Source organism: Paenibacillus gorillae (assembly GCF_000513275.1).
In the GTDB taxonomy this organism is placed as follows: Bacteria; Bacillota; Bacilli; order Paenibacillales; family Paenibacillaceae; genus Pristimantibacillus; species Pristimantibacillus gorillae.
The window spans coordinates 1-25,126 of record NZ_CBVJ010000106.1 but is presented as its reverse complement, the minus strand read 5'-3'; the positions used below and the strand labels follow the sequence as shown (position 1 = coordinate 25,126).

Genomic DNA, 25,126 nt, shown 5'->3' with positions numbered 1-25,126 from the left:
GATAAGAGGAGAATGACTGCGCAATCGCAAGCATTGTCTACCGCTGCGGAGTATGTAAAAGCGCCGCTGCTCTATAAAGGAAAGGTACGCGAGCTGTACGATCTCGGCGAGCATTATCTGATCGTCGTCACCGACCGCATCTCCGCGTTCGACTATGTGCTGGACCCGGCTGTGCCGGAGAAGGGCAATGTGCTGAACAGTCTGTCGGCATTCTGGTTCGAGCAGACGGCTTCGATTCAGCCCAACCATGTCATTCATACCGACGTGGAAAAGCTGGGGGATCTCGTTAGCGAGCCAGAGCTGCTGAGAAACCGTATTATGGTCACTCGCAAAGCAGAACGGATCGACATTGAATGCGTCGTTCGCGGCTATATCACAGGCGGAGGTTGGAGACAATACCAGCAAACGCAAGCGATCAACGGCATCGCGCTTCCGGCTGGCATGCGCAAAAACGAACGTTTTGCAGGGCCGATCTTCACGCCGGCAGCGAAAAACGACGTTGGCCATGACGAGGACATTCCGTTCGAGCGGATGCAGGAAATGGTCGGCTCCGAGCTTGCTGAAGAGCTTCGCGACCGCAGCATCAAGCTTTATGAATTTGCTCACGCGTATTGCGCAGAGCGCGGCATCATTCTCGCCGATTGCAAATTCGAGTTCGGAATTGTGGACGGCAAAGTTATTCTGATTGACGAAATCTTTACTCCGGATGCATCACGTTTCTGGGCCGAGGGCAATTATGCGCTCGACATCGAGATCGACAGCATGGACAAGGAACCGGTTCGTACCTATCTTCTCGGCTCCGATTGGGACCGCGACAGTAAGCCAGCTCCGCTGCCAGAGTCGGTCGTGCAAGAGACGACTGATCGTTATCTAGATATCTATCGTCGTCTAACGGAATAAGACGGTTCAACAAGCTTGAAAGCCGCCTTTTTGAACTTTGATTATAAATAGTTACAAATCAATTAGCTCGGGCCGCTATACAAGCGGCAGAGCAGCAACCCTTTCTTCACCGACCACCCGAGATGTTTTTAGAACAAATCGCTGTGAGCGAATTGAAGTGGGGGTGTCCGATCTGAAAGCCGAAGGCGTTCGCTTTTGAACAATTGAAAAATTTCCACGATCCTGTGGAATCAGAATTTTTCAATGTTCAACGCGATGAAGACGGACACCCGCGCGGATAGGGCGGGCATCAGCCGATTTTCTTCTAACTCCCATCTCGGAAAACTCACATTTCCAGGAGGCCACAATGAAAGCAATCGTCTACGTTACCATTAAAGAAAATGTATTGGACCCGCAAGGAACAGCCGTTCAAGGTGCACTGCACACGATGGGCTTTGGAGATGTCGGCAAAGTGCGCATCGGCAAATATTTGGAGCTGACGCTTGATACGACAGACCGTGCACAAGCAGAAGAGCAAGTTAAAGCGATGTGCGAGAAGCTGCTCGCGAACACGGTCGTAGAAGATTACCGTTTCGAACTGGAGGGTTAACACGATGAAGTTTGCGGTTCTGGTATTTCCCGGCTCCAACTGCGATATCGACTGCTTTAAAGCCGTTGAAGCAATTGGCGAGCAAGTCGAATACGTATGGCATACAACGACGGACCTGAGCGGCTTTGACGCCATCCTCGTTCCTGGCGGATTCTCTTATGGCGATTACTTGCGCTGCGGCGCGATTTCCCGTTTTGCCCCGGTTATGAATGAAGTGAAGAAAGCGGCGGACGAAGGCAAATTCGTCCTCGGCATCTGCAACGGGTTCCAGATCCTGACGGAAGCGGGCCTGCTGCCAGGCGCACTGATCCGCAACAACGGACTGAAATTCCGCTGTCACCAAACGCCGCTTGAAGTCGTTAACAGCGCTACGGCGTTCACGAATCAATATTCGCAAGGCGAAGTGATCAGCATTCCGATCGCGCATGGCGAAGGCAACTACTACTGCGACGACGAGACGCTTGCCAAGCTTCAAGCGAACAACCAAATCGTATTCCGCTATGCGGGCGACACGAACCCGAACGGCTCGGTCGGCAATATCGCAGGCGTAAGCAATGAGCGCGGCAACGTGGTCGGCATGATGCCGCATCCGGAGCGCGCGATGGATCAATTGTTCGGCTCGGAAGACGGCAAACGGATGTTCACATCGATTTTGAATGCATGGAGGGAACAACATGGCGCAGCAGTTAACGGCTAAGGAGCCTACAGCGGAACAAATCGCGGATCAGCGCATTTACACGCAGTTTGGCGTTACGGATTATGAATATGAGCTTATTTGCGGCTTTTTGGGCCGCAAGCCTAACTATACAGAGATCGGCGTATTCAGCGTTATGTGGTCGGAGCATTGCTCGTACAAAAACTCCAAGCCTATCCTGAAAAAATTCCCGATTACCGGCCCGCGCGTCCTGATGGGACCTGGCGAAGGCGCCGGCATCGTCGATATCGGCGACAACCAAGCGGTTGTTTTCAAAATTGAATCGCATAACCATCCATCCGCCGTTGAGCCTTATCAAGGCGCTGCGACAGGTGTGGGCGGCATTATCCGTGACATTTTCTCGATGGGCGCACGTCCGGTTGCTCTGTTGAACAGCCTGCGTTTTGGCCGTCTGGAAAATGACCGCGTTAAATATTTGTTCGAGAACGTCGTAAGCGGCATTGCAGGCTACGGCAACTGTATCGGCATTCCGACGGTAGCAGGCGAAGTTATGTTCGATGAGAGCTACGAGGGCAACCCGCTCGTTAACGCAATGTGCGTAGGCTTGATCGATCACGACAAAATCCAGCGCGGTGTAGCTAAAGGCGTTGGCAACCCTGTATTTTACGTAGGACCGGCTACAGGCCGCGACGGTATCCACGGCGCAACTTTCGCCTCCGTTGAGCTTTCCGAAGAATCCGAAGAGAAGCGTACAGCGGTACAAGTCGGCGATCCGTTCATGGAGAAGCTCGTTATGGAAGCAACGCTTGAGCTGATCGATTCCGGCATCGTGCTTGGCATTCAAGATATGGGCGCAGCAGGTCTTACTTGCTCCAGCGCAGAGATGGCTTCAAAAGCAGGCAACGGTCTTGAGCTGTACCTCGATGAAGTTCCACAGCGCGAGACGGACATGACGCCTTATGAAATGATGCTTTCCGAATCGCAAGAGCGCATGCTGTTCGTCGTTGAGCCGCAGCATGAAGCGCAAGCGAAAGAAATTTTTGACCGTTGGGGCATTATTTGCGCCAAAGTCGGCAAAGTAACGGATGACGGACGTCTCCGCTTATTCCATAAAGGCGAGGAAGTGGCTGATATGCCGGTTAAAGCGCTCGTTGACGAGTGCCCGGTATACGAAAAGCCATCGCAAGAGCCAGCTTCCTTCGCAGCAAGCGCATCGATCGATACGGCTGATTTCGCGGAAATTACCGATCTGACAGGCGCGCTGGAGAAAGTGCTTGCTTCGCCAACTGTAGCGAGCAAGGAATGGGTTTACAATCAATACGATTACATGGTTCGCACATCAACAGCAGTTCAGCCTGGTTCTGATGCTGCAGTTGTTACAATTGACGGCACACGCAAAGGTCTTGCGATGACGACGGACTGCAACGGACGTTACGTATTCCTCGACCCTGAAGTAGGCGGCAAAATCGCAGTAGCAGAAGCAGCGCGCAACATCGTGTGCTCCGGTGCAGAGCCTCTGGCGATTACCGACAACCTGAACTTCGGCAGCCCGGAGAAGCCCGAAGTGTTCTGGCAGCTGGAGAAATCCGCAGACGGCATGTCCGAAGCTTGCCGTGTGCTCGATACGCCGGTTATCGGCGGCAACGTCAGCTTGTACAATGAGAATACAAAAGGCGCGATCTATCCGACGCCGGTTATCGGCATGGTAGGTCTCGTTCACGATACAGATCACATTACAACACAAGGCTTCAAGCAAGAAGGCGACGTTATTATTCTAGTAGGCGAGACGAAAGCGGAATTCGGCGGCAGCGAGCTTCAATACGTAATGACGGGTGAAGCGAAAGGCCGTCCTCCAGTGATCGATCTGGCATCGGAGAAAACATTGCTGAACACCGTGCTTGGCGCAATTCAGCAAGGAATTGTCGCTTCGGCGCATGACTTGTCCGAAGGCGGCCTCGCGGTTGCGCTGGCGGAATCCTGTATCAGCGGCCGCATCGGCGCAGAAGTAAACGTAGCGACAGAGCTTCGTGCGGATCACGCGCTGTTCAGCGAATCGCAATCTCGCATTCTGCTGTCGGCGAAGCCGGAGCAAGCGGCTGCGCTGCAATCGCTGCTTAGCGAGCAAGGGCTGACTAACGCGGCTATCGGTACGGTACAAGGCGGCAGCCTGACCATTAACATTAACGGCAAGTCCGGCGTTGCTGCGCCGGTACAACAACTGGAGAAGGTCTGGAAGGATGCGATTCCATGTCTGATGAAATAAAACAGCTAACGCTGTGGACGGGAAGCCATTATAACGAAGGCATCGGCCGTGACGATATTTTCGATAAATTACGTGAGGAGTGCGGCGTGTTCGGGGTATTCAATGTCCCGAACGCCTCCTCGCTTTCTTATTACGGCCTTCACGCCTTGCAGCATCGCGGCGAGGAAAGCGCGGGCATCTGCACCGTCGATACGGAAGATCATAACCGCTTTGCCTATCATCGCGGCATGGGGCTTGTGAAGGAAGTATTCGATAAAGAGAAGATCAGCTCGCTGAAAGGCGACCGCTCGATCGGCCATGTCCGCTATTCGACGGCGGGAGAGAGCAAGCTGGCGAATGCGCAGCCGCTTATTTTCCGCTATCGGGACGGCGACCTTGCGGTTGCAACCAACGGCAATATCGTAAATGCGCCTGAAATTCGCAAGGAGCTGGAGAGCCAAGGCTCGATCTTCCAGACGTCCAGCGACACCGAGGTTATCGCCCACTTGATCGCCCGTTCGCCGAAAGATTTCGAGACGGCGGCTAAGGAAGCGCTGCAGCGGATCGTCGGCGGCTTCGCGTTCCTCATCATGACGAATGACAAGCTGCTTGTAGCATCCGACCCGAACGGCCTGCGCCCGCTCGTTATGGGCAAGATCGGTGACGGTTACGTCTTCTCGTCAGAGTCCTGCGCATTTGAATCAATCGGTGCTGAGTATGTGCGCGACGTTCAGCCGGGCGAGCTGTTGTACCTGGACGAGAACGGTCTGCGCGAGGATCGTTATGCTGAAGTGGAACGCAGAGCGACCTGCGCGATGGAGTACATTTATTTTGCCAGACCCGACAGCGACATTCATACCATCAACATCCACTCCGCCCGCAAACGGATGGGCAAGCAGCTGGCGATGGAAGCGTTCGTGGACGCGGATATCGTAACCGGCGTGCCGGACTCCAGTATTTCGGCAGCGATTGGCTATGCGGAACAGACAGGTATTCCATATGAGCTTGGCCTCATTAAAAATAAATACACCGGACGCACTTTTATCCAGCCTTCCCAGGAGCTTCGCGAGCAAGGGGTAAAAATGAAGCTGTCCGCTGTTCGTAAAGTAGTGGAAGGCAAACGCGTCGTCATGATCGACGATTCCATCGTTCGCGGCACGACGTCGCGCCGGATCGTCAACATGCTGCGCGAAGCAGGCGCTACGGAAGTCCATGTACGGATTACGTCGCCGCCATTCCAAAACCCTTGCTATTACGGCATCGATACGCCGGATCGCAAGGAATTGATCGCTTCCTCCCGTACGGTGGAGGAAATTCGCGACATGATCAATGCGGACTCGTTGTCGTTCTTGACCAATGAAGGCTTCATCGACTCGGTAGGCGGCAATGACGGCGCTTATAACCGGGGCATGTGCCTGGCTTGCTTCGACAATGACTACCCGACTGCGGTCAACGAAGAATCGGATAAAAGCTGCAGCTGTTAAAATGCAACAACCATATATAAAGGGGATGACTTGTAGTGGCAGAAGCGTATAAAAAAGCCGGCGTCGACATTGCGGCAGGCAATGAAGCGGTTGAGCGGATGAAGAAGCACGTCAAGAAGACGTTCCGTCCCGAAGTGCTGACCGACCTCGGCGGCTTTGGCGGATTGTTCGGCTTGAACAAGGACAAATACGAGGAGCCGGTGCTCGTATCCGGTACGGACGGCGTAGGCACGAAGCTGAAGCTTGCTTTTGCAATGGACAAGCATGACACGATCGGCATCGACGCAGTTGCGATGTGTGTCAACGACATTATCGTACAAGGCGCTGAGCCGTTGTTCTTCCTGGACTATCTGGCATGCGGCAAAGTTGTTCCTGAGAAGATCGAAGCGGTCGTGAAAGGGATTGCTGACGGCTGCGTACAGTCCGGCTGCGCGCTGATTGGCGGCGAGACGGCGGAAATGCCTGGCATGTACCAAGGCGACGAGTATGACATCGCAGGCTTTACGGTTGGCGTTGTCGACAAGAAAAAAATCATCGACGGTACAACGATCGCTGCTGGTGATGCTGTGCTCGGTTTTGCATCCAGCGGCATTCACAGCAACGGCTTCTCGCTCGTTCGCCGTCTTCTGCTTGAAGAGTGCGGCTATGCGCTGGATCAGCGCCTGCCGGAGCTTAACGACGCCGTGCTTGGCGACGTTCTGATCGAGCCTACGCGCATTTATGTGAAATCGGCACTGAAGCTGATCGAGCAAGTGAATGTTAAAGGCATGGCACACATTACGGGCGGCGGCTTTATCGAGAACATTCCGCGCGTATTGCCGGAAGGCGTTAACGTTGACATCGAGTACGGCTCGTGGCCGATCCTGCCAATCTTCCAGTTGATGCAAGATAAAGGCCAAATTACGAACCGCGATATGTTTACGACTTTTAATATGGGCATCGGGTTAATCGTGGTTGTTCCTGCCGAGCAGGCAGAGCAAGCGCTTCGCATTGCAGCTGAGCTTGGCGAGCAAGCTTACCGCATCGGAACTGTAACGGAAGGAAGCAAAATCGTTACATTCACGGGAGCGGAAGTGTAATGGGAGCATTGCGGTTAGCTGTTTTCGCGTCGGGGCAGGGAACGAACTTCCAGGCTCTGGCCGATGCGGTGCAACAAGGAGGGCTCGATGCGACCATCGAGCTCCTTGTTTGTGATAAGCCATCCGCGCCTGTTGTCGAGCGCGCGAAGAAGGCTGGTATAGAAGCGTTCGTATTTAAGCCGAAGGATTATCCTTCCCGCGAGGCTTATGAGACGGAAATTCTTGCGGAGCTGGAACGGCGCGGTGTTGAACTGATCGTACTGGCCGGCTATATGCGCATCATTACACCGGTGCTGGTGGAGCCTTATTATGGACGGATGATTAATATTCATCCGTCGCTTCTGCCGTCTTTTCCCGGCGTGAACGGCATCGGTCAAGCTTTGGATTACGGCGTGAAGGTAACAGGTGTTACCGTGCATTATGTGGATGGCGGCTTGGACAGCGGGCCGATTATTGCACAACGCATTGTTGAAGTGCTGAAGGGCGATACGGAAGCTTCTCTCGCCGAGCGAATTCACGAGGCGGAGCAGCAGCTGCTGCCGCAGGTGACGCAGCTGATTGCGCAGGGCAAAGTCTTGCTGGACGGCCGTCATGTAACTGTGAGCGGGTAAGCTTTTGCATTCGATTCGAAGTAATGAAGCAATACCTGGCAATCCGGATCAAATAAGGCTGTAAGGTTCCAATGGGAGCTTAACGATAAATCATTTTTCAATTCATAAGGAGGATAATCGCGTGGCTATTCGCAGAGCGTTAATCAGTGTATCGGACAAGACGGGCATCGTAGAATTTTCTCGTGAACTTGCCAATCAAGGCGTGCAAATCATTTCGACGGGCGGTACGTTCAACCTGCTGGAGAAGGAAGGCATCCCGGTTATCGGTATTTCGGACGTAACCGGTTTCCCGGAAATACTGGACGGACGCGTAAAAACTTTGCATCCGGCGGTACACAGCGGCTTGCTCGCCGTTCGTGATGACGAAGAGCATCAGAAGGTAATGAAAGAGCTTGGCCTGGACTATATCGATCTGGTTGTCGTGAACCTGTATCCGTTCAAGCAAACGATTGCTAACCCAGACGTTGCTTACGCAGACGCGATCGAAAACATCGATATCGGCGGTCCTACGATGCTCCGCTCGGCGGCTAAGAACCATAAGTTCGTAACCGTTGTTGTTGACGCTTCGGATTATGCTGCGGTTATCGAAGAAGTGAAAGCAAGCGGAGACACGACGCTGGAGACACGCAAACGTCTGACAGCGAAAGTATTCCGCCATACAGCAGCTTATGATACTCTCATTGCCGACTATTTGTCGAAGCAAGTGGGCGAGCCTCTTCCAGAAAGCTATACCGTTACTTACGAGAAAGTACAAGATCTTCGTTATGGTGAAAATCCGCATCAGAAGGCTGCTTTCTACAGTAAGCCGCTTGCGGCTGCGGGCAACATTACGACTGCTGAGCAATTGCATGGCAAAGAGCTTTCCTACAATAACATCAATGACGCTAACGCGGCGCTTGCTATCGTCAAAGAATTCGATGAGCCGGCTGTCGTAGCGATCAAACATATGAACCCTTGCGGCGTAGGCATCGGCGCTAACATTCATGAGGCTTATCAAAAAGCATATGCAGCCGACCCGACGTCGATCTTCGGCGGTATCGTAGCAGCTAACCGCACACTTGGCGCGGACACGGCTGAGCTGCTCAGCCAAATCTTCCTGGAGATTATTATTGCACCGGACTTCACGCCGGAAGCATTGGAAATCTTGTCGAAGAAGAAAAATATCCGCCTGCTCAAGCTCGGTGAGCTGTCGGTAGCAGCTGCTGAGCGTCAGCCGGAATGGCTCGTTACAACAGTAGACGGCGGCATGCTCGTGCAAGAGAGCGACGTTCGCAGTCTGACGGAAGCAGATCTGCAATTTGTTACGGACCGCAAGCCAACGGCTGAAGAGCTCAAGCAGCTGCTGTTCGGCTGGAAAGTCGTGAAGCATGTGAAATCGAATGCGATTGTTGTCGTGAAAAACGATATGACGATCGGTGTAGGCGCAGGCCAAATGAACCGTGTTGGCTCCGCACGAATTGCGCTTGATCAAGCGGGCGAGCAAGCTGCCGGAGGCGCGTTGGCATCGGATGCTTTCTTCCCGATGGGCGACACGGTTGAGCTGGCTGCTAAACATGGCATTACGGCGATCATCCAAACAGGCGGCTCCGTGAAGGACGCAGAATCGATCGCAGCGGCAAACGCGAACAATATTGCGATGGTATTCACAGGCGTACGCCACTTCAAACACTAGAATAAAGCTTAGCGGGGGGAGGCAACACAAGCATGAGAATATTAGTCATTGGCGGCGGCGGACGCGAGCATGCGGTCGTATGGGCGCTGAAAAAAAGCGAGAAGGTTAAGGAGATTTTTTGTGCGCCAGGCAACACTGGTATTGCGCAGCTGGCTGAATGTGTGCCGATTGCCGTCAACAAATTCGACGAGCTGGTGCAGTTTGCGAAGGATGCAGCGATCGATCTTGTATTCGTAGGCCCGGATGATCCGCTTGCAGAAGGCATCGTAGATGCTTTCGAAGCGCATCAGATTCCGGTATACGGCCCAAATAAAGCGGCGGCTGAGATTGAGGGCAGCAAAATTTTTATGAAGAACCTGCTCAAGAAATACAACATTCCGACCGCTAAGTATGAGACGTTTACCGATTACGAGACAGCTTCGGCATACTTGCGCGAGCAAGCGATTCCGATCGTCATTAAAGCGGACGGCCTTGCCGCAGGCAAAGGTGTAACGGTCGCTTATTCCATGGAAGAAGCTGAGCGCGCTTTGCGTGAAGCCATGATTGACAAAGTGTTTGGCGAAGCCGGCAACCAGATCGTCATCGAGGAGTTTCTCGAAGGACAGGAAATGTCGATTCTGGCATTCGTAGACGGGGAGACGGTTCGCGCAATGGTTCCGGCACAAGATCATAAGCCGGTCTATGACGACGACAAAGGCCCGAATACGGGCGGCATGGGCACATATGCGCCGCTTCCGCATATTCCTCAATCCATCATTGATGAGTCAATCACGAACATTATCATTCCGACGGCAAAAGCGATGGTCAGCGAAGGCCGTCCGTTCCGAGGCGTATTGTTCGCAGGTCTGATGATTACGAAGGATGGTCCCAAAACGATCGAGTTCAACGCTCGTATGGGCGATCCAGAGACGCAGGTCGTCCTGCCTCAACTGGAAACGGAACTGGTCGATATCGTACTGGCTTCACTTAACGGCAGGCTGGATCAGTTGGATATCATATGGAAAGAAGAAGCGGCTGTATGCGTCATTGTTGCTTCGGAAGGTTATCCGGCGTCGTATCCGAAAGGGCGTGTGATTAGCGGTCTCGCAGCGGCAGAGGCGCAAGGCGCGCTCGTATTCCATGCCGGAACGGCTGAGAAAGACGGCAGCATCGTGACGAACGGAGGACGCGTGCTTGGCGTCGTCGGCCGCGGCCGCGACATTGCCGAGGCTCGTGCCCGTGCTTACGAGGCGGTGAGCGTCATTCACTTCGACGGCATGCACAGCCGGACGGATATTGCAGCGAAAGCGCTCAAAGGTCTGTAAACTTTAATAGAAAAAAAGTAAAGCCGCTGATCAGCGGGCTTTATTTTTTTCGCGGTTTTCCACTCTTCATGCATGCGGCTGACTTTGTTCCATAGGGCGTCCTTGTCCGATGCAGAGTACAGGGTGAGCGGCTCATGGAATATATCGGCCATCATTTCGAGCCATTGTGACTTGCTCGTCATTTCGGTTATCTCTACACCAGAGCTCGTCCTGGATTTCCAGATACAGCCCCGCAGCTCGTTGCTTCCTCCGGCATGGCGGTTTTGCAGCAGCAGAACCCGCAGCCATGGTGATTCCGGGGCGTGGCAGTAATGATGATGACGGGAAGTGAAGTGGTTCAAATCCGGCAGCGGTTCTGGTGCAAAGTCGACTCCGGCATAGGAATAGCCAGGGGCATGTACCAAGCGCCAGCCGCCTTCGGCTGCCTCGGAAGAAGTTACATGATAGAGGAATCCCCCTTGTTGATAAGACCCAGACAAGAGCGGAACCGGATCATAAAGCATGTCGCCAAGTCCGACATCGGCAATCCACTGCTTCGGCTCACCTTGCTCATTCGTAATTTCTACAAGCAAGCCCACATGAAAGGAGTCGATTCGCGGCTGCTGTCCTAAAGGCTGAATACCGGAATCATGATACGTCACTTTGAAGCCGAGAGAACGAAGCAGCAGGCTAAAGGCTCCATTTAATTGAAAACAGTAGCCGCTCCGCTGCCCGTTAATGAGCTGCACGGAGTGCTGAGGATGAATGGAAACCGTTCTACGGGCGAAAATATCAATCGTCTGCCATGAGATTTTCTCCACATGAGCTCTATGCAGCCTCTGCAAATAGGAAAGCGTAGGGGGTTCAGCCACAAACTTTCCCAGCCGGCTTAAGTAGCCATCCCTCATATGTTCATTCAGCAGCATGAATCAAATCCTCCTTTACAATGGTCTAGGCTGTCCAGTTGATTTTATGACGGATGCAGCCTTACACTATTTAAGTTCAGTATCCAAGACTATACCCAAGAATCAGCTTCTACGCAACGGATTTATGTTGCATTGACGGATGAGTCTCTCGCACAGGCTGTCGCGCCGGGCTACCGGACAATCAGTCAATTAGGATGGCATTTGGCCGAAAGCGGCGGTATGCTTAGTTCTGCCGGGTTTAATTGTCAAAGAGCTGTGATATGCGATGGGAATGATTCCTGCCTCATACAGGAGTCAGTTCCGATGCCGTTTCCGGCTCTTTTTTTGTCCAAAAGGCGGCTTGGTAAAAACTGCTGGAAGATGTCGAAACCATGTAACTAATTTGTAACTCCCTCTCTCTCTTATTCCGGTACTATGAAACTATCAACCCGGGGAAGTAGAAAGGTGAATTAGGATGGGAAATAAACGCAGAATTCGTCGTCGTTCGCTAGCAGCAGCGGTCATGCTTGTCGTTATTAGCATTATTATTGGAGGCTGCGGAACAGGCATGGGCCTCTCGCTTGCAGAGATTACTGGAAAAGTTGTAAAAGCAGATGAAACCGATCAGAATAACAATAAGCCAGGTGCAGTCGAACAAGGTGATCTTGTCGATTATCCGCGGCCGCCGGAGAAATCCGGCATCGATAACGGAGATACAGGCAAGGGCGACGAGCATACGGCACCACCATCCGAACAACCAAGTAAACCGGGCAATGTAACGACGCCGGACAAGGAACAAGAACATGAACCTGAGACTCCCCCTGTGGAGCATCACTACAAGGATAAAATTATCGCGTTAACATTTGATGATGGACCGGATAAGAAGTATACAACGGCTATACTGGACATATTGAAGGAAAAAGGTGTGAAAGCGACATTTTTCGTCGTGGGCCAACAGGTGAAGAAGGAACCCGAAGTGCTGCAGCGAATTGTAGACGAAGGCCATGCAATCGGCAATCATTCCATGAATCATAAAGATATGGCCAAGCTCAATGCCGAGCAAATTCAGCAAGAAATTGATGAAGCGGATAAGCTTATTGAAGAGGCTGTCGGTTTCAAGCCGAAAATGTTCCGCGCCCCATACGGTGCCGTATCCGATACGCTCAAAAGCATGCTGAAAGACGAAGATCGCGAGCTCGTCAGCTGGAATATCGACACCCGTGATTGGGCAGGAACGCCGGTATCAGATATGCGGGAGATGATTCGCAAGAAGGCAAAGCCTCATGCTATTATTCTTATGCATTCTTTCGGCAACAAAAATATAAAGCATACGGTGGAGATGCTTCCGTATGTGATTGATGATTTGAAGAAAAAGGGCTATACGTTCGTGACTCCTGATGAAATGGCAGGATAAGGAGGTTAATCTTTCCTTGAATATAAGCATGTTAAGCAGGGCGGCGCTAATAGCCGCCTTTCTGTGTATGTTTGCGACCGGCTGCAAATATACGGCTGCACCGGCAGATCTGTTAACGAAGCCGTCGCAGACAGCGGACAAGCAGGCGTTGATGAAGGCGGTAGAAGCGGCAAGGCCCGCTTATTCCAAGCTGACGCTGCCGCTTCGCGATGATGGAGAAGGCGCCATCCGTCTAGTCGATCTGAACGGCGACGGCACGCCGGAGGCGATCGTCTCGCTGTACAATGAGTATAACGTTCCGGAGCTTGTCGTGTTCCGGATGACCTCTGGCGTCTGGCGCTCTTGGTTTATAATCCAGCAGCCAATGGCAAGGCAAATCGATTGGATTAAAATCGATGATTTCGACCAAAATGGCAAAGTGGAGCTTGCCATCGGCTGGGTCGGCTCTTTCGAAAGCCCTAGTCTAGCTGAATTTTATTCTTTCCAATCGAAGCCGGTACGGAACGAGGAGGGCAAGCTGGTGCTTCAGCCGGTGGATTCCATTCCATATGCGTACGCCGAAGTGGGAGATGTGAATGGGGACGGCAGGCTTGAAATCGCTATTATTCAAACTGACGGTTCCTATCAGGAGGCGAGTCTGCCTTCCTATACGTTGAAGCTGTACAATTGGGATAGCGCTGAACTAACATTATTGCAGCAGCTGGAATTGTATGACGGCGTCAATGCGTACGACCGGATGGTCATTGGCCGCGTCTCCCCGAAACAGAACGGGATCGTCGTAGAAGCTTCAATGGGCGCTCACGCCATGTATACAGCCATGTACGCTTGGGAGAACCGCCGGCTTCAGCTCGTTTATCCGAAGCTGGCGGCGTCGGCAGGGCCAGAGGATGCCGTCTTTACCGAGACGCCGGTTATGAGCGAGGACGTAAACGGCGATGGTATCATTGAATTAATGCTGCCGAGACCTGCACCTGGATACGACGATCTATCTTATGCTGAAACGAAATGGATTAACGAATGGATGCAATGGGACGGGACGGATGCCTTCCATAAGGTGCTGGAGGAATACAGCGATTACGGCTACCAAATCCGTTTCCAGATTCCCGGAGCGTGGATGGGGCACTATACGGTTCGCGCACCGGATAAAGGCGCCAATTATGCGATCGCTGCTTTTGAATATTGGAACGGGGAGCGAGCCTATAAGACAAAGCTGGCTGACATCTATGCCATTCCTCTTAAGAAACGGGATGCATTTGATGCAGAGTGGAAATCGAAGGGCCGAAGCTATTCCGTTCTGAAAATAAAAGACGGCCTGGTCTATGCGGTCTCCTTCGCAGAGCCGCCGGAATCGATGCCCGAGGGGGATAAAGCGGTCTTTCTGACGATGAGGCTGGAGGACGGGAAGGTTAGCGAGCTGTTGCGGGTAATGGAAGACGAATAGTTATTCGATATAAACATAAAGCAGGTGTGTCATGCGAATTTTATTGCTGGAGGACGAGGAAGCAATCCGCGGCTTCGTACGCATTAACTTAAAGCGCAATGATATGGAAGTCATTGAAGCTGATCATGGCGAAGCGGCGTTGGCATTGGCGGCGAACGAAGGGCCTTTCGATATTGCGCTGCTGGATGTCATGCTGCCGACAATTAGCGGTTTCGAGGTGTGCGAGCAGCTGCGCCGCCTCTATCCGGGCATGGGCATTATTATGTTAACGGCCAAATCCCAGGAAGAGGATAAAATATACGGACTGGAGCTCGGGGCTGATGACTATGTGCAAAAGCCGTTCAGTCCAGGGGAATTAATCGCGAGAATCAAATCGCTCTATCGGCGGATGAAGCCTGTTGAAAGCACGCTGGCAGCTGCTCCGCTGGAAGGAGCAGCCGCATCTGAGGCCAAGCCCAATGCTGTGCAGGGGACGGATACGGCCGCCGAGACGGCAGCGGCGGCACAGACCGATAATGAGCTGGTTCGCGGACGCTTCCGGCTGACGTTCGCCGATCGCAAGCTTTGGAAGCATGACAATGAAATCGTCCTGACTCCGACGGAGTGGACGCTGGTTAAGCTGCTCATGGAGCGGCAGGGCCGGAACGTGAGCCGTGATGACATTTTGACGGAGGTATGGGGCCGCTATTATGTAGGCGACTTGAAAGTCGTTGATGTGAACATTCGCCGGATACGGCAAAAAATCGAGGACAATCCGTCAGAGCCGGTCTTCATCGAGACGGTATGGGGACTTGGCTATCGATGGAATCGGAGCGATCGTCCATGAACAGCCTGAAAACAAGAATCGTATGGAGCTACCTGCTTCTAATCGTTCTCGTTGTATGTGTGCTCGGAGGCTTGTTCCTGACTTTGATATGGAATTATTACTATGGGAGCGCGCAAAGCTCCGTTAAGCAAAGGGCGATCTATGCGCTGACGCAGCATAGCCGATCGCTGGCTTCTTTGAAGGTTCACGATCAAGCCGATTATATGCTGCAATATATGGCTGAAGGGGATGTCCGCCTCCAGCTTCTCGATAACAATGGCAGAGTAGCCATCGACTCCGACGGTTTTGCTGAACAGGTACAGTATACGACCCCTGATGTGAAAACGGCTATGGACGGCTATAACGGCACTTGGCAGGGAGAGGACCCTTACTATGGTGAGCGGGTTACCTCGGTTACGATTCCTATCTATAACGATACGAGAGTCGTTTCGCTGCTTCGTTATTCGGCTTCGGTTGAGCTGATTGATGATATGGTCACGCGGCTTACGCAAATGACGGCTATCGTAGGGGCAGGAGTCGTCTTGCTGTTTCTAGGTTTAAGTCTGTGGATGACGCAGCGGATCGTGCGTCCGATTCAGGAACTGACGCGTGCGGCGCGTTATATGGCTGACGGAGATTGGACGCGCCGGGCGGTCAAACGTAATAATGACGAAATCGGGCAACTGGCTGAGACGTTTAACGTCATGGTCGTGGAACTGAATAAGCGGGAAAAGCTGAAGAATGATTTTATTTCTTCAATCTCGCATGAGCTGAGAACCCCTCTTACCTCGATTAAAGGGTGGAGCGAAACGCTGAAAGGGAGCGAATCGGCGGTCGACGAGGAGACCTCGCTTGGGCTTAACATCATTAGCCGTGAAACGGACCGGCTGACAGGGTTAGTTGAAGATCTGCTCGACTTCTCAAAGCTGGCAGCCGGCAATATCGAGCTGCAGCCGGAAGTGCTCGATTTGAACAGTCCGGTGAGGGAAATGGTGCATCAGCTTGGGGTCCGCGAGGAACAAACCGGCGTGAAGCTGATCGCAACCTTTGGCAAAAATCCGATCTTTGTCTATGGGGATGCTAATCGCTTGAAGCAGGTCATCATTAATTTGATCGATAATGCTTTTAAATTTACGCCAAGCGGAGGTTCGGTCCGGATCGCTACGACTACGTTTACAGACAAGGATAATGAGAAGAAGGCGTATGCGCAGTTAACCGTTGCGGACACGGGAAGCGGGATAAGCGAAGAGGATTTGCCTCATGTCACGGAAAAGTTCTACAAGGCCAATACGGGACACGGAGGAAGCGGGCTGGGACTTGCAATCTGCAAAGAAATCGCCGAGCTCCACGGCGGTGCATTGTTGATTGACAGCGAACGCGGAGCCGGAACGATTGTAACGGTAAAACTGCCAATTGTGAAAGAAGATTAACTTTCAAATTTAGATATTGCCGGGCGGGATATGCTATTCTTTGTAGAACAGCATATCCCGGTTGATCATTACGTACAACACCGCGATGATTGCGCCGGCAATGAGCATGACAGACAGCCAATGCTGTGTCAGCCACTCGATCCATACGGGCATAAGACGGTCACTCCTTTTCTTACGGGGATAGGTGTGGCTTTAGTATGTCCAAAATAAGAAATCTTGATTGACCTGTTGACAGCAGGTTCAGGTGAATGCTATTATGAGGTCAATTAATCATAGTATTCGGGTAGGAATTATAAATATTGACAGGCTTCGGGATGCGGGAGGTTATCGGAATGGAAAAGCAATTGATACTGCGTCATGACGGCTTGGAGCTGGCAGCTACGCTACATTATCCGAAGGACGGCGTCGGCAAAGATAATGCTAAAAAACAAGCGATTATTATATGCCATGGGTTCGTAGGCAGCCGTGTAGGTGTCGACCGGTTATTCGTGAAGACGGCAAGAGCATTGGCGGCAGAAGGCTCCTATGTTCTGCGATTTGATTACGGCGGCTGTGGCGAAAGCAATGGTGATTATGGCGCGCTTGGATTTGAGAGTATGATCGACCAGACGCGTACTGCGATCGATTATATCTCCTCGATGGACTGTGTTGACCCTCAGCGGATTGTACTTCTCGGTCATAGTCTAGGCGGTGCGCTTGCCCTTATGACTGCTGTGAGGGACAGACGGGTGAAACGGCTTATTCTATGGTCGCCCGTCGCTTATCCGTTTAACGATATCGTCCGGATTGTCGGCCGTGCAGGCTATGACGAAGCGGTTCAGCAAGGCGATACCGATTATTCAGGCTTTACGCTGCAACCGGTATTTTTCGATTCGCTGCTCCAGCATCAGCCGTTTCAAGCGGCAACGAAATTTGGGGGCGAGGTGCTTCTTGTACACGGGACGAGCGACGAGCTCATTCCAGTGGACTACAGCTTCCTGTACCAGAAGGTGTTCTGGACACGCAGTGAGGGACTCTGCGACAAGGAAATTATTTTTCAGGCGAATCATACGTACTCAAACCGCAAGCATCAGGAGGAAGCGATCCGGGTAAGCTCGAACTGGCTGGCTGGACTAGACCGGCAGCAGCAGGAATGGCATCATTGGAGCATTTAATAGCAGGAAGCAAGACGGCGGTGCCAGCGGGCGCTGCCGTTTTTTTGTCCATTGGAGCAGACAATTATTTCTAAATGTGATTAAATGATAAATAGAAATAAAGCGCTACCGCGTGACAATGACGAACCTAAGGCGGGAGAATAAATGAACAATCGAATGCAAGTTTTACGCAAACTGACGTTGTTAACAATAGCGGCTGCGATGATGGTCGTGCTGCTCGCGGCATGTAGTCAGGGCGGCAATGCACAGAACCCAAATGTAGAAGTAACTACAGATCCGACAGAAGCTCCTGCGCCAGAAATGACACCTGCACATCCTTTTACGGCTCCATTAACGGGTCTGGGAAGAGATACGGAAGCAGACTCTCGTCCGATTGCTGTCATGATTAATAATCTAAAGCCTGCCCGCCCGCAATCAGGATTAACGAACGCAGACATCGTATGGGAAGTGCTGGCGGAAGGCGGTATCACGCGATTGATCGCGATTTTCCAAAGCACGGACAAGCTTACGGAATCCATTGGTCCGATCCGCAGTATTCGTCCATACTTGATTGATATTGGCGAAAGCTACGGTGCAGTTCTTGCTCATGCAGGCGGCAGCAATGATGCATATGCGATTTTGCAGCAGCAGAAGAAGCCTTATCTGGATGAAATTTCGAATGCGGGAAGCTATTTCTGGCGCAGCAAGGAGCGGAAAGCGCCGCATAATCTTTATTCGGATCTGGAGAAGCTTCGGAATGGGGCTGACAAGCGGGGTTATGCAAGCGACCGTTCGGTTCCGGTCTATTCGTTCATTCCGGGCAGTCAGGACGGAGCTGTTCCAGTGTCGGCAGCAGCTGGTGGCGGTACGGATGCAACCACTATTGAAATCGGCTTTACTTTGAAAAACTATAAAGTATCGTACGCCTATGATGCAGCCAGCGGCTTGTACCAGCGCTCCATTAATGGCGAGCCTCATGTCGATATGAACAATAATGAGCAGTTGAAAGCCGCTAATCTGGTTGTGCTTGGCGCGAGACATAAAACGCTCGATGATGTGGGACGGCTGGATGTGGATCTTCATGCAGGAGGCTCGGCCATGTTGTTCCAGCAAGGCAAGGCGATTTCCTGTGAATGGGTGCGGAGCAGTGATAATATGATTCGTATTATGAAGGATGGAGCCGAGCTGCCATTTGTGCCGGGTGTAACGTATTTTCATGTTGTGCCGAATACGCCGTCCTTTGAGGATCATATCATTTTTGGGTAAAATGAGCCCTTTACGGAAACACTCTTAACAGGCGAAGAGTGCTTCCATTTGACGGGGTGGCCATTCCACACGTCGATAGGAAAAAGCTGTAAGCACGCTCCTTGCGGGGCGTGTTTTTTAATTATTTGTAACGAAAATCGAAAAAAATAAAAGTTTTCATAAATCCTTTACATTCCCTTAACAAAACTAAAGTAAACTATGTTAAGATTATCTGGGCTCATTTTCATGAAGCCTCAACATCCAGTCAGGTAAAGGGGATTACGATGTTTAAGAAAAAAGACATTTTCTTTAAAACGTTTGAAGAAATGGCAGACACCTTGGTTGAAGCAGTACAGTATTTTTCTAACGGGGTTTCTGACTTGTCGGATGTAACAGCTTTCGCGAAGGCGATGAAAGAATACGAAAGCAAATGTGACGTATACGTCCATACCATTCTCAAAGAACTGAACAAGACGTTCATTACCCCGATTGAGCGGGAAGATATAATGGCGCTCACGACGTCTCTCGACGATGTTCTCGACGGCATTGAAGCTTGCGCTTCACGCTTCGAAATGTACTACGTTCATGAAAAGGACGAGTATATCACGTTGTTTGGCGATATTTTACTGCGCTCTGCTAATCAAATCAAAAAAGCGATTTACTTGCTGACGGAGAAAAAACTGCTTGCCATTCGCGAGCCGAATATTGCGATCAACGAACTGGAGAACCAGGCGGACGATCTGCTGCGCGTCGCAATTAAGAGCTTGTTTGCAAATGTGAAGGATCCGATTGAACTGATTAAACGAAAAGAAATCTACGAAATGCTGGAGCAAACGACCGATTATTGCGAAGACGTAGCGAACACGTTGGAATCGATCATTATGCGCAACAGCTAACCAGATAGTAGAGAGTAGGAGTCAATTCAAATGGATTTAATCGTTCTATGTGTAGTCGTTTTTCTTGCGCTCAGCTTTGACTTTATTAACGGCTTTCACGACACGGCCAATGCGATTGCTACTTCGGTATCGACGCGGGCGTTAAAACCGCGCGTTGCCATTATGATGGCGGCTGTCATGAACTTTGTAGGCGCTCTGACCTTTACCGGCGTAGCGAAAACCATCGGCAGCGGCGTCGCCAATCCGGCTGATCTCCCCAATGGCGTTGAGATCGTAATTGCTGCACTTGTATCAGCCATTGTGTGGAATCTAATCACTTGGTGGTTCGGTATTCCTTCTTCCTCTTCCCATGCATTGATCGGTTCGCTTGCAGGCGCGGTCATTGCAGGAGCAGGAACGGGTTCGATTAACAGCAGCGGATTGCTCGATATCGTCAAAGCGCTGCTCATTTCTCCGCTGATCGCGTTTGCTGCGGGCTTTATCATCATGTGGATTCTGAAACGGATTTTTGCCCGTTCCAGCCCGCATCAAGTGAATAAAGGCTTCCGCTTCGGACAGATCATTACCGCTGCATTCCAATCGTTCTCGCACGGAACGAATGATGCGCAAAAGGCAATGGGTATCATCACTTTCGCCTTGGTAGCGGCAGGCATACAAGATACGATGGACGTTCCGCTATGGGTTAAGCTGTCCGCTGCGCTTGCAATGGCGCTGGGCACTTCGGTCGGCGGCTGGAAGATCATTAAAACGATGGGCACGAAGATTTTCAAAATCGAGCCGATTAATGGCTTTGCCGCCGATATTGGCTCGGCAGCCGTTATTTTGACTGCGACTCTGATTCATTTGCCAGTAAGTACGACGCATGTTATTACGTCCTCGATTCTGGGCGTAGGCAGTGCGAAGCGCTTCTCCAGCGTTCGCTGGTCGGTCGCTGGCCGTATCTTCGTAGCTTGGATTATTACGATTCCGATTACTGTCTTTATGGCTTATGCTGTTTATTGGGTTATCGATAATGTGTTTTATTAATAGCTGATATTGAAGGCTGCCGGGAGTTCTCGGCAGTCTTTTTTATGTGATGCTGGCGTTCGAGTGGTGAGGGCATTGCGCGTTTTGCTGTGTGCTGTCGAGTGCCGGGTTCGCTGCACGTTTTGGTTCATACCGCCGTTCTTGATTCCATTTTCCCCATCGCTTGCACGATGATTAATGGATAGAACCTTCGAAAAGTCGTCCTGAACTCAAAACGCTCCGCTTACCCTAATTCGCACAACGCAGAAAGAACTAATGATGAATGACAAGCCATGCAGCACAAACCATGCAGAACAAACCATGCAAGCACAAACAGTAGGAGACCGGGTCAACAATACGTGTCATGCAGCACGAGACATCGGAACTGGGCCAACCAGATGCAATAGCACAAGCACTCGGAAAAAGCTGCACAGAAAATGTCCGTTCGAACCAACTTTAACTGCAACGAACCGTCTTCGTTAAATAGCGAAGACAGGTTCGCAGAAATGGTGTAAAACATGCGGTTTGAGCCGATGCTTTAGCAATAGCGAAGAGAAGTTCGCAATTGGAGAAGCAGGGTTCACGGAAAGCGAAGTTTAGTTCGCTGTAGCCGTATTGGGCATCAGTTAGTGTTGGAACAGCGAAGTTTGATTCGCTGTTTTGCGAATCAGGTTCGTTGTGGAGCTTGTCCATCATGCCTGCGGGTTTAACTACATGAGGTTAGCTACATATGTAGTTTCTAAGTATGCGCAACGAATCGCCTTCGCTAAATAGAGAAGACAGGTTCGCAGAATGTGTGCAAAAGACGTGGTTCGAGGCGATGCTTCAGCGATAGCGAAGAGAATTTCGCAATTGGAGAAGCAAGGTTCACGGAAAACGAAATTTAGTTCGCTATAGCCATATTGAGCATCAGTTAGTGTTAGTACAGCGAAGTTTGATTCGCTGTTTTGCGAATCAAGTTCGTTGTGGGGCAGTCCATTATGTGAGCAGATGATTAGATGAGGTCAGATTCATATGTAACTGCGTAGCTTAAACGCAACGAACCGTCTTCGCTGAATAGCGAAGACAGGTTCGCAGAAATGGTGTAAAACATGTGGTTCGAGCCGATGCGTCAGCCATAGCGAAGAGAAGTTCGCAATTGGAGAAGCAAGGTTCACGGAAAGCGAAATTTAGTTCGTTGTAGCCGTATTAGCATCAGTTAGTGTTGATATAGCGAAGTTTGATTCGCTGTTTTGCGAATCAGGTTCGTTGTGGAGCTTGTTCATCAGGCGTGCAGATGATTAGTTGAGGTCAGCTTTAAATGAAACTGTGTAGTTTAAACGCAACGAATCGTCTTCGCTAAATAGCGAAGACAGGTTCGCAGAATAGGTGTGAAACATGCGGTTTGAGACGAATAAAGAAAGACGCAAGCCGGATGGCTTGCGTCTAGTGTTGCGAAGCTGGGAATAGCTACAGCTTTTTCTTAATCGCCTTACGTTTGCGCCTTCCTTTTGGTGTGCCGGTACGTTTGCGTCTGCGCTTGCGCTTTTTTCGGGAAAAATTCATCGGACTCGTCGGAATCATCGCTCGATTTCTTGAAGGAGCCCATCAGCACTTTGACCATCGGCGCCATCTGAGACACAGTGGAGACGACCTTCTGTACTTTGGTGACAGTGTTCAGAATACCGTCGATGCCGCCGAGACGATCGACAAAGCCTTTGATGTCACCCAGCTTGTCGAGGGAGAACAGCCCCCCTTTTGCCGGTGCCGCTTGGGTCGTCTCGACCAGTTCGGCAGCTGTGGCAGGTACGACGACGGGAGCCAGAGATGCCTGTATGGGAACAGCCGAAACGGGCGGGTCAATCTCCGGGTTCACGCCGAATGTCTGAGACAGGCTGGAGACGCCTTGGCTCTTCTGAGTCAGCGCCTGGCGGTGATGGCCGCCGTGAGGCGAGTGCGGCGGATAGTAGTGCTGCGGATAACCGCCGCCGTTGTTGTTGCGGTAGTTCACGCGGATCACAACCCTTTTCTCATTGTATGTTCTGCTTAATAGCAGTCTATGGGATAGGCAAACATACGGATTGGACGATTGTCACGGGTCATGAATAAAAAATCGGGATAGCAGCCCTGTCTCCCTAATAAAAGACTCTTCCGTCCTGTAAAGCGTCGAAACGGTAATGCTTGAAAAAATGCCCTAAAAAAGTTACAATGTGAGCAATAACTTAATAGGAAAGTAGTGGATTTGCATGCAGCTTAAAAAGCTTAACGATAAAGCGATCGACCAGTTGTTTGAGGCGGTTTTGACTCTGAAATCGGTGGAGGAATGCTACGTCTTTTTTGACGATCTGTGCACGATCAACGAGATCCAGTCGCTGTCTCAGCGTCTTGAGGTTGCGCGCATGCTGGGCAAAGGCAGCACCTACAACCAGATCGAGGCGGAGACCGGCGCTAGTACAGCAACGATATCGCGGGTGAAGCGTTGTTTGAATTACGGCAACGACGGGTATAAAATGGCTTTAGAGCGTTTGGGACGATAAGAAATGAAGCCTGGCATACTCGTTATCAGCCATGGATCGCGGGAAGCGGAGTGGGTAAGGCTTGTCGATGAAGCGGTGGCTGCTGCCGCCGTTTCATCGACATCTCTTCAGGGCGTACCGGTGTATTCGTCGTTTCTCGAGATTGTGGAGGGACGGCTCATTCAGGATGGTATTGATGCGCTGGAAGCGCAGGGCGTGACGGAACTATTCGTTCTTCCATTGTTCGTGTCTTCCGGCAGCACGCATGTCGACGAAATTGGGCAAGCCTTCGGACTGCCGCCGATCTCGGAGCTGGAGGGCGATCTTGGAACCTTCCGTGTGAAGCATACCACCAGCATTCATATGGGCCAGCCGATCGATGAGGATGAAGAAATTGTGGAGCTGCTGCTGTCGAATATAAAGCCTTTATCGACGGCTGCTGACCAGGAGACGCTGCTGCTGGTAGGCCATGGCAGTAAGGAGCCGGTATTTCATGAACGATGGCAGCAAGGGCTGAATCGGCTTGGGAAACGGCTGAGAGAGCTTGGCGGCTTTGCGCATGCGGCAACAGCTATGCTGCTGCCAGATCAAGCTGCGGCGCGTATGCAGGAGCTTCAACAGGACAGACCGAATGAAGCAGTAATCGTTGTGCCGTTATTTTTGAGTAAAGGATATTTTACGAATACTGTCATTCCGAAGCGGCTGTCCGGACTGGACTATCGCTATAACGGCGAAGCGATGCTGCCGCATCCTGCTGTTGCACGTTGGGTGGAACGGCGGATCGCAACCTGGCTGGAGCAGCTTGAGGCGACGGAACGGTATTCGTAGTGGGGGCTTTATCGTATGGTAAATAAAAGAGCAAGATTAATTTATAACCCGACATCGGGACGGGAAGAGATGAAGCGCCGGCTGCCGGATATTTTGCAAAAGCTGGATCAGGCCGGTATCGAGGCAAGCTGCCATGCGACGACAGGCGAAGGCGATGCGACACTTGCTGCTGCCGAAGCCGCAGAGCGCGGATACGACATGATTATTGCAGCTGGCGGCGACGGGACGCTGTATGAGGTCATTAATGGCTTGGCTGAAAAGCCCAACTTGCCGCCTCTTGGCATTTTACCTCTGGGAACGACGAATGATTTTGCCCGGGCGATGGGAATTCCACGGCACTGGGAATATGCCTGCGACCTGATCATTCAGCAGTATACTCGGCCGATAGACGTAGGGAAGGCGAATAACCGCTATTTCATTAATATCGCCGGCGGCGGGTCACTGACGGAGCTGACTTACGACGTTCCAAGTAAGCTGAAGACGATGATCGGGCAGTTGGCCTATTATATGAAGGGGCTGGAGAAAATGACCCGCCTTCGCCCCACGCAGCTTAGCTTTGAAGCGGCTGGCGTTGGCGGCTTTGACGGGGAGTTCATGCTGTTTCTCATTTGCAACAGCAACTCCGTTGGCGGCTTCGAGAAGCTGGCCCCGGAGTCCAAGGTGGACGACGGGCTGTTTGATGTCATTTTGCTGAAAAAATGCAATTTGGCGGAGTTCATCCGCCTTGCGACGATGGCGCTGCGCGGCGAGCATTTGAACGACTCGCATTTTATTCATTTTCGGACGAGCGAGCTGAAGGTGACCACGCCGGATTACGTCCAGATTAATCTGGACGGGGAATATGGCGGCAGGCTGCCGTTTACGTTCTCAGTACTGCCGTCGCACTTGCAGATCTTTACCGACGAGACGGGCATATCGACGTACCGTTAATAGATAGTGATGATAAACCTTTGTGGGCAAGCTGCGCCGGGTGGCGATTGGCTGCTTATGGAGGTTTATTTCTTTTTGGAGATG

The 25,126-nt window shown here is 51.6% G+C and carries 22 protein-coding genes; 20 read left to right on the top strand and 2 right to left on the bottom strand.

Going from position 1 to position 25,126, the window contains the following annotated elements; all coding sequences use genetic code 11:
• Positions 1-12: 12 nt before the first annotated feature.
• The 9 genes from TY10_RS19730 (at position 13) to purD (ending at position 10,536) form a co-directional block, all read left to right on the top strand.
• Entirely contained in the window at positions 13-900 is an 888-nt protein-coding gene (locus TY10_RS19730; RefSeq protein WP_042167193.1) for a phosphoribosylaminoimidazolesuccinocarboxamide synthase, read from the top strand.
• 346 nt (positions 901-1,246) lie between these two features.
• Positions 1,247-1,489 (top strand): phosphoribosylformylglycinamidine synthase subunit PurS, encoded by a 243-nt coding sequence (gene purS, locus TY10_RS19725; RefSeq protein WP_042167190.1) that lies wholly within the window; start codon positions 1,247-1,249, stop codon positions 1,487-1,489.
• Positions 1,490-1,493: 4 nt separating this feature from the next.
• Positions 1,494-2,186, top strand: a complete 693-nt coding sequence (gene purQ / locus TY10_RS19720) for a phosphoribosylformylglycinamidine synthase subunit PurQ (RefSeq protein WP_042167186.1) — start codon at positions 1,494-1,496, stop codon at positions 2,184-2,186.
• Positions 2,164-4,407: a phosphoribosylformylglycinamidine synthase subunit PurL gene (gene purL / locus TY10_RS19715; RefSeq protein ID WP_042167184.1), complete on the top strand. Its 2,244-nt coding sequence runs from the start codon at positions 2,164-2,166 to the stop codon at positions 4,405-4,407. Before purQ ends, purL begins: the two co-directional genes overlap by 23 nt.
• Entirely contained in the window at positions 4,392-5,870 is a 1,479-nt protein-coding gene (gene purF / locus TY10_RS19710) for an amidophosphoribosyltransferase (protein WP_042167182.1), read from the top strand. Before purL ends, purF begins: the two co-directional genes overlap by 16 nt.
• Before the next feature lie 35 nt (positions 5,871-5,905).
• Positions 5,906-6,949: a phosphoribosylformylglycinamidine cyclo-ligase gene (gene purM, locus TY10_RS19705; RefSeq protein WP_042167180.1), complete on the top strand. Its 1,044-nt coding sequence runs from the start codon at positions 5,906-5,908 to the stop codon at positions 6,947-6,949.
• A complete protein-coding gene (gene purN, locus TY10_RS19700) occupies positions 6,949-7,560 on the top strand; it encodes a phosphoribosylglycinamide formyltransferase (protein WP_042167177.1) in 612 nt (203 codons plus the stop codon). Before purM ends, purN begins: the two co-directional genes overlap by 1 nt.
• Before the next feature lie 121 nt (positions 7,561-7,681).
• Complete coding sequence (gene purH / locus TY10_RS19695; RefSeq protein WP_042167174.1) at positions 7,682-9,232, top strand: bifunctional phosphoribosylaminoimidazolecarboxamide formyltransferase/IMP cyclohydrolase; 1,551 nt, start codon at positions 7,682-7,684, stop codon at positions 9,230-9,232.
• 32 nt (positions 9,233-9,264) lie between these two features.
• Positions 9,265-10,536, top strand: coding sequence for a phosphoribosylamine--glycine ligase (gene purD / locus TY10_RS19690; RefSeq protein WP_042167172.1), 1,272 nt, complete (start codon positions 9,265-9,267; stop codon positions 10,534-10,536).
• Here the strand turns inward: purD and TY10_RS19685 are convergent.
• On the bottom strand, positions 10,476-11,441 hold the full coding sequence (locus TY10_RS19685; protein ID WP_063510453.1) for an arylamine N-acetyltransferase family protein: 966 nt from the start codon (positions 11,439-11,441) through the stop codon (positions 10,476-10,478). The genes purD and TY10_RS19685 overlap by 61 nt on opposite strands.
• Before the next feature lie 454 nt (positions 11,442-11,895).
• On the opposite strand from TY10_RS19685, the gene TY10_RS29990 reads away from it, so the two are divergent.
• The 8 genes from TY10_RS29990 to TY10_RS19645 all read left to right on the top strand — a co-directional run bounded on the left by TY10_RS29990 (position 11,896) and on the right by TY10_RS19645 (position 20,810).
• Complete coding sequence (locus tag TY10_RS29990) at positions 11,896-12,834, top strand: polysaccharide deacetylase family protein (protein ID WP_052350658.1); 939 nt, start codon at positions 11,896-11,898, stop codon at positions 12,832-12,834.
• A gap of 16 nt (positions 12,835-12,850) precedes the next feature.
• The gene (locus TY10_RS19675) at positions 12,851-14,275 is read left to right on the top strand and encodes a hypothetical protein (protein WP_042167169.1); all 1,425 of its coding nucleotides are present in this window, start codon (positions 12,851-12,853) and stop codon (positions 14,273-14,275) included.
• A 31-nt stretch (positions 14,276-14,306) separates the two neighbouring features.
• Complete coding sequence (locus TY10_RS19670) at positions 14,307-15,101, top strand: response regulator transcription factor (RefSeq protein WP_042167167.1); 795 nt, start codon at positions 14,307-14,309, stop codon at positions 15,099-15,101.
• The gene (locus tag TY10_RS19665; protein WP_042167165.1) at positions 15,098-16,510 is read left to right on the top strand and encodes a sensor histidine kinase; all 1,413 of its coding nucleotides are present in this window, start codon (positions 15,098-15,100) and stop codon (positions 16,508-16,510) included. Before TY10_RS19670 ends, TY10_RS19665 begins: the two co-directional genes overlap by 4 nt.
• A gap of 332 nt (positions 16,511-16,842) precedes the next feature.
• The gene (locus TY10_RS19660; RefSeq protein ID WP_042167164.1) at positions 16,843-17,664 is read left to right on the top strand and encodes an alpha/beta hydrolase; all 822 of its coding nucleotides are present in this window, start codon (positions 16,843-16,845) and stop codon (positions 17,662-17,664) included.
• A gap of 144 nt (positions 17,665-17,808) precedes the next feature.
• A complete protein-coding gene (locus TY10_RS19655) occupies positions 17,809-18,909 on the top strand; it encodes a DUF3048 domain-containing protein (protein ID WP_081735376.1) in 1,101 nt (366 codons plus the stop codon).
• 263 nt (positions 18,910-19,172) lie between these two features.
• Positions 19,173-19,784, top strand: coding sequence for a DUF47 domain-containing protein (locus TY10_RS19650; RefSeq protein WP_042167162.1), 612 nt, complete (start codon positions 19,173-19,175; stop codon positions 19,782-19,784).
• 30 nt (positions 19,785-19,814) lie between these two features.
• Positions 19,815-20,810: an inorganic phosphate transporter gene (locus TY10_RS19645; RefSeq protein ID WP_042167159.1), complete on the top strand. Its 996-nt coding sequence runs from the start codon at positions 19,815-19,817 to the stop codon at positions 20,808-20,810.
• 1,450 nt (positions 20,811-22,260) lie between these two features.
• Here TY10_RS19645 and TY10_RS19640 read toward each other — a convergent pair.
• Entirely contained in the window at positions 22,261-22,788 is a 528-nt protein-coding gene (locus tag TY10_RS19640) for a hypothetical protein (RefSeq protein ID WP_052350657.1), read from the bottom strand.
• Positions 22,789-23,014: 226 nt separating this feature from the next.
• Here TY10_RS19640 and TY10_RS19635 point away from each other — a divergent pair, with 226 nt between their 5' ends.
• The 3 genes from TY10_RS19635 to TY10_RS19625 are packed head-to-tail and all read left to right on the top strand — an operon-like array spanning position 23,015 to position 25,042.
• A complete protein-coding gene (locus TY10_RS19635; protein ID WP_042167158.1) occupies positions 23,015-23,305 on the top strand; it encodes a YerC/YecD family TrpR-related protein in 291 nt (96 codons plus the stop codon).
• A gap of 3 nt (positions 23,306-23,308) precedes the next feature.
• Positions 23,309-24,112 carry a sirohydrochlorin chelatase gene (locus TY10_RS19630; RefSeq protein ID WP_042167156.1) on the top strand — a complete coding sequence of 268 codons (804 nt, stop codon included), beginning with the start codon at positions 23,309-23,311 and terminating at the stop codon, positions 24,110-24,112.
• Positions 24,113-24,127: 15 nt separating this feature from the next.
• Positions 24,128-25,042: a diacylglycerol kinase gene (locus tag TY10_RS19625; protein ID WP_042167154.1), complete on the top strand. Its 915-nt coding sequence runs from the start codon at positions 24,128-24,130 to the stop codon at positions 25,040-25,042.
• The last annotated feature ends 84 nt before the right edge of the window (positions 25,043-25,126 follow it).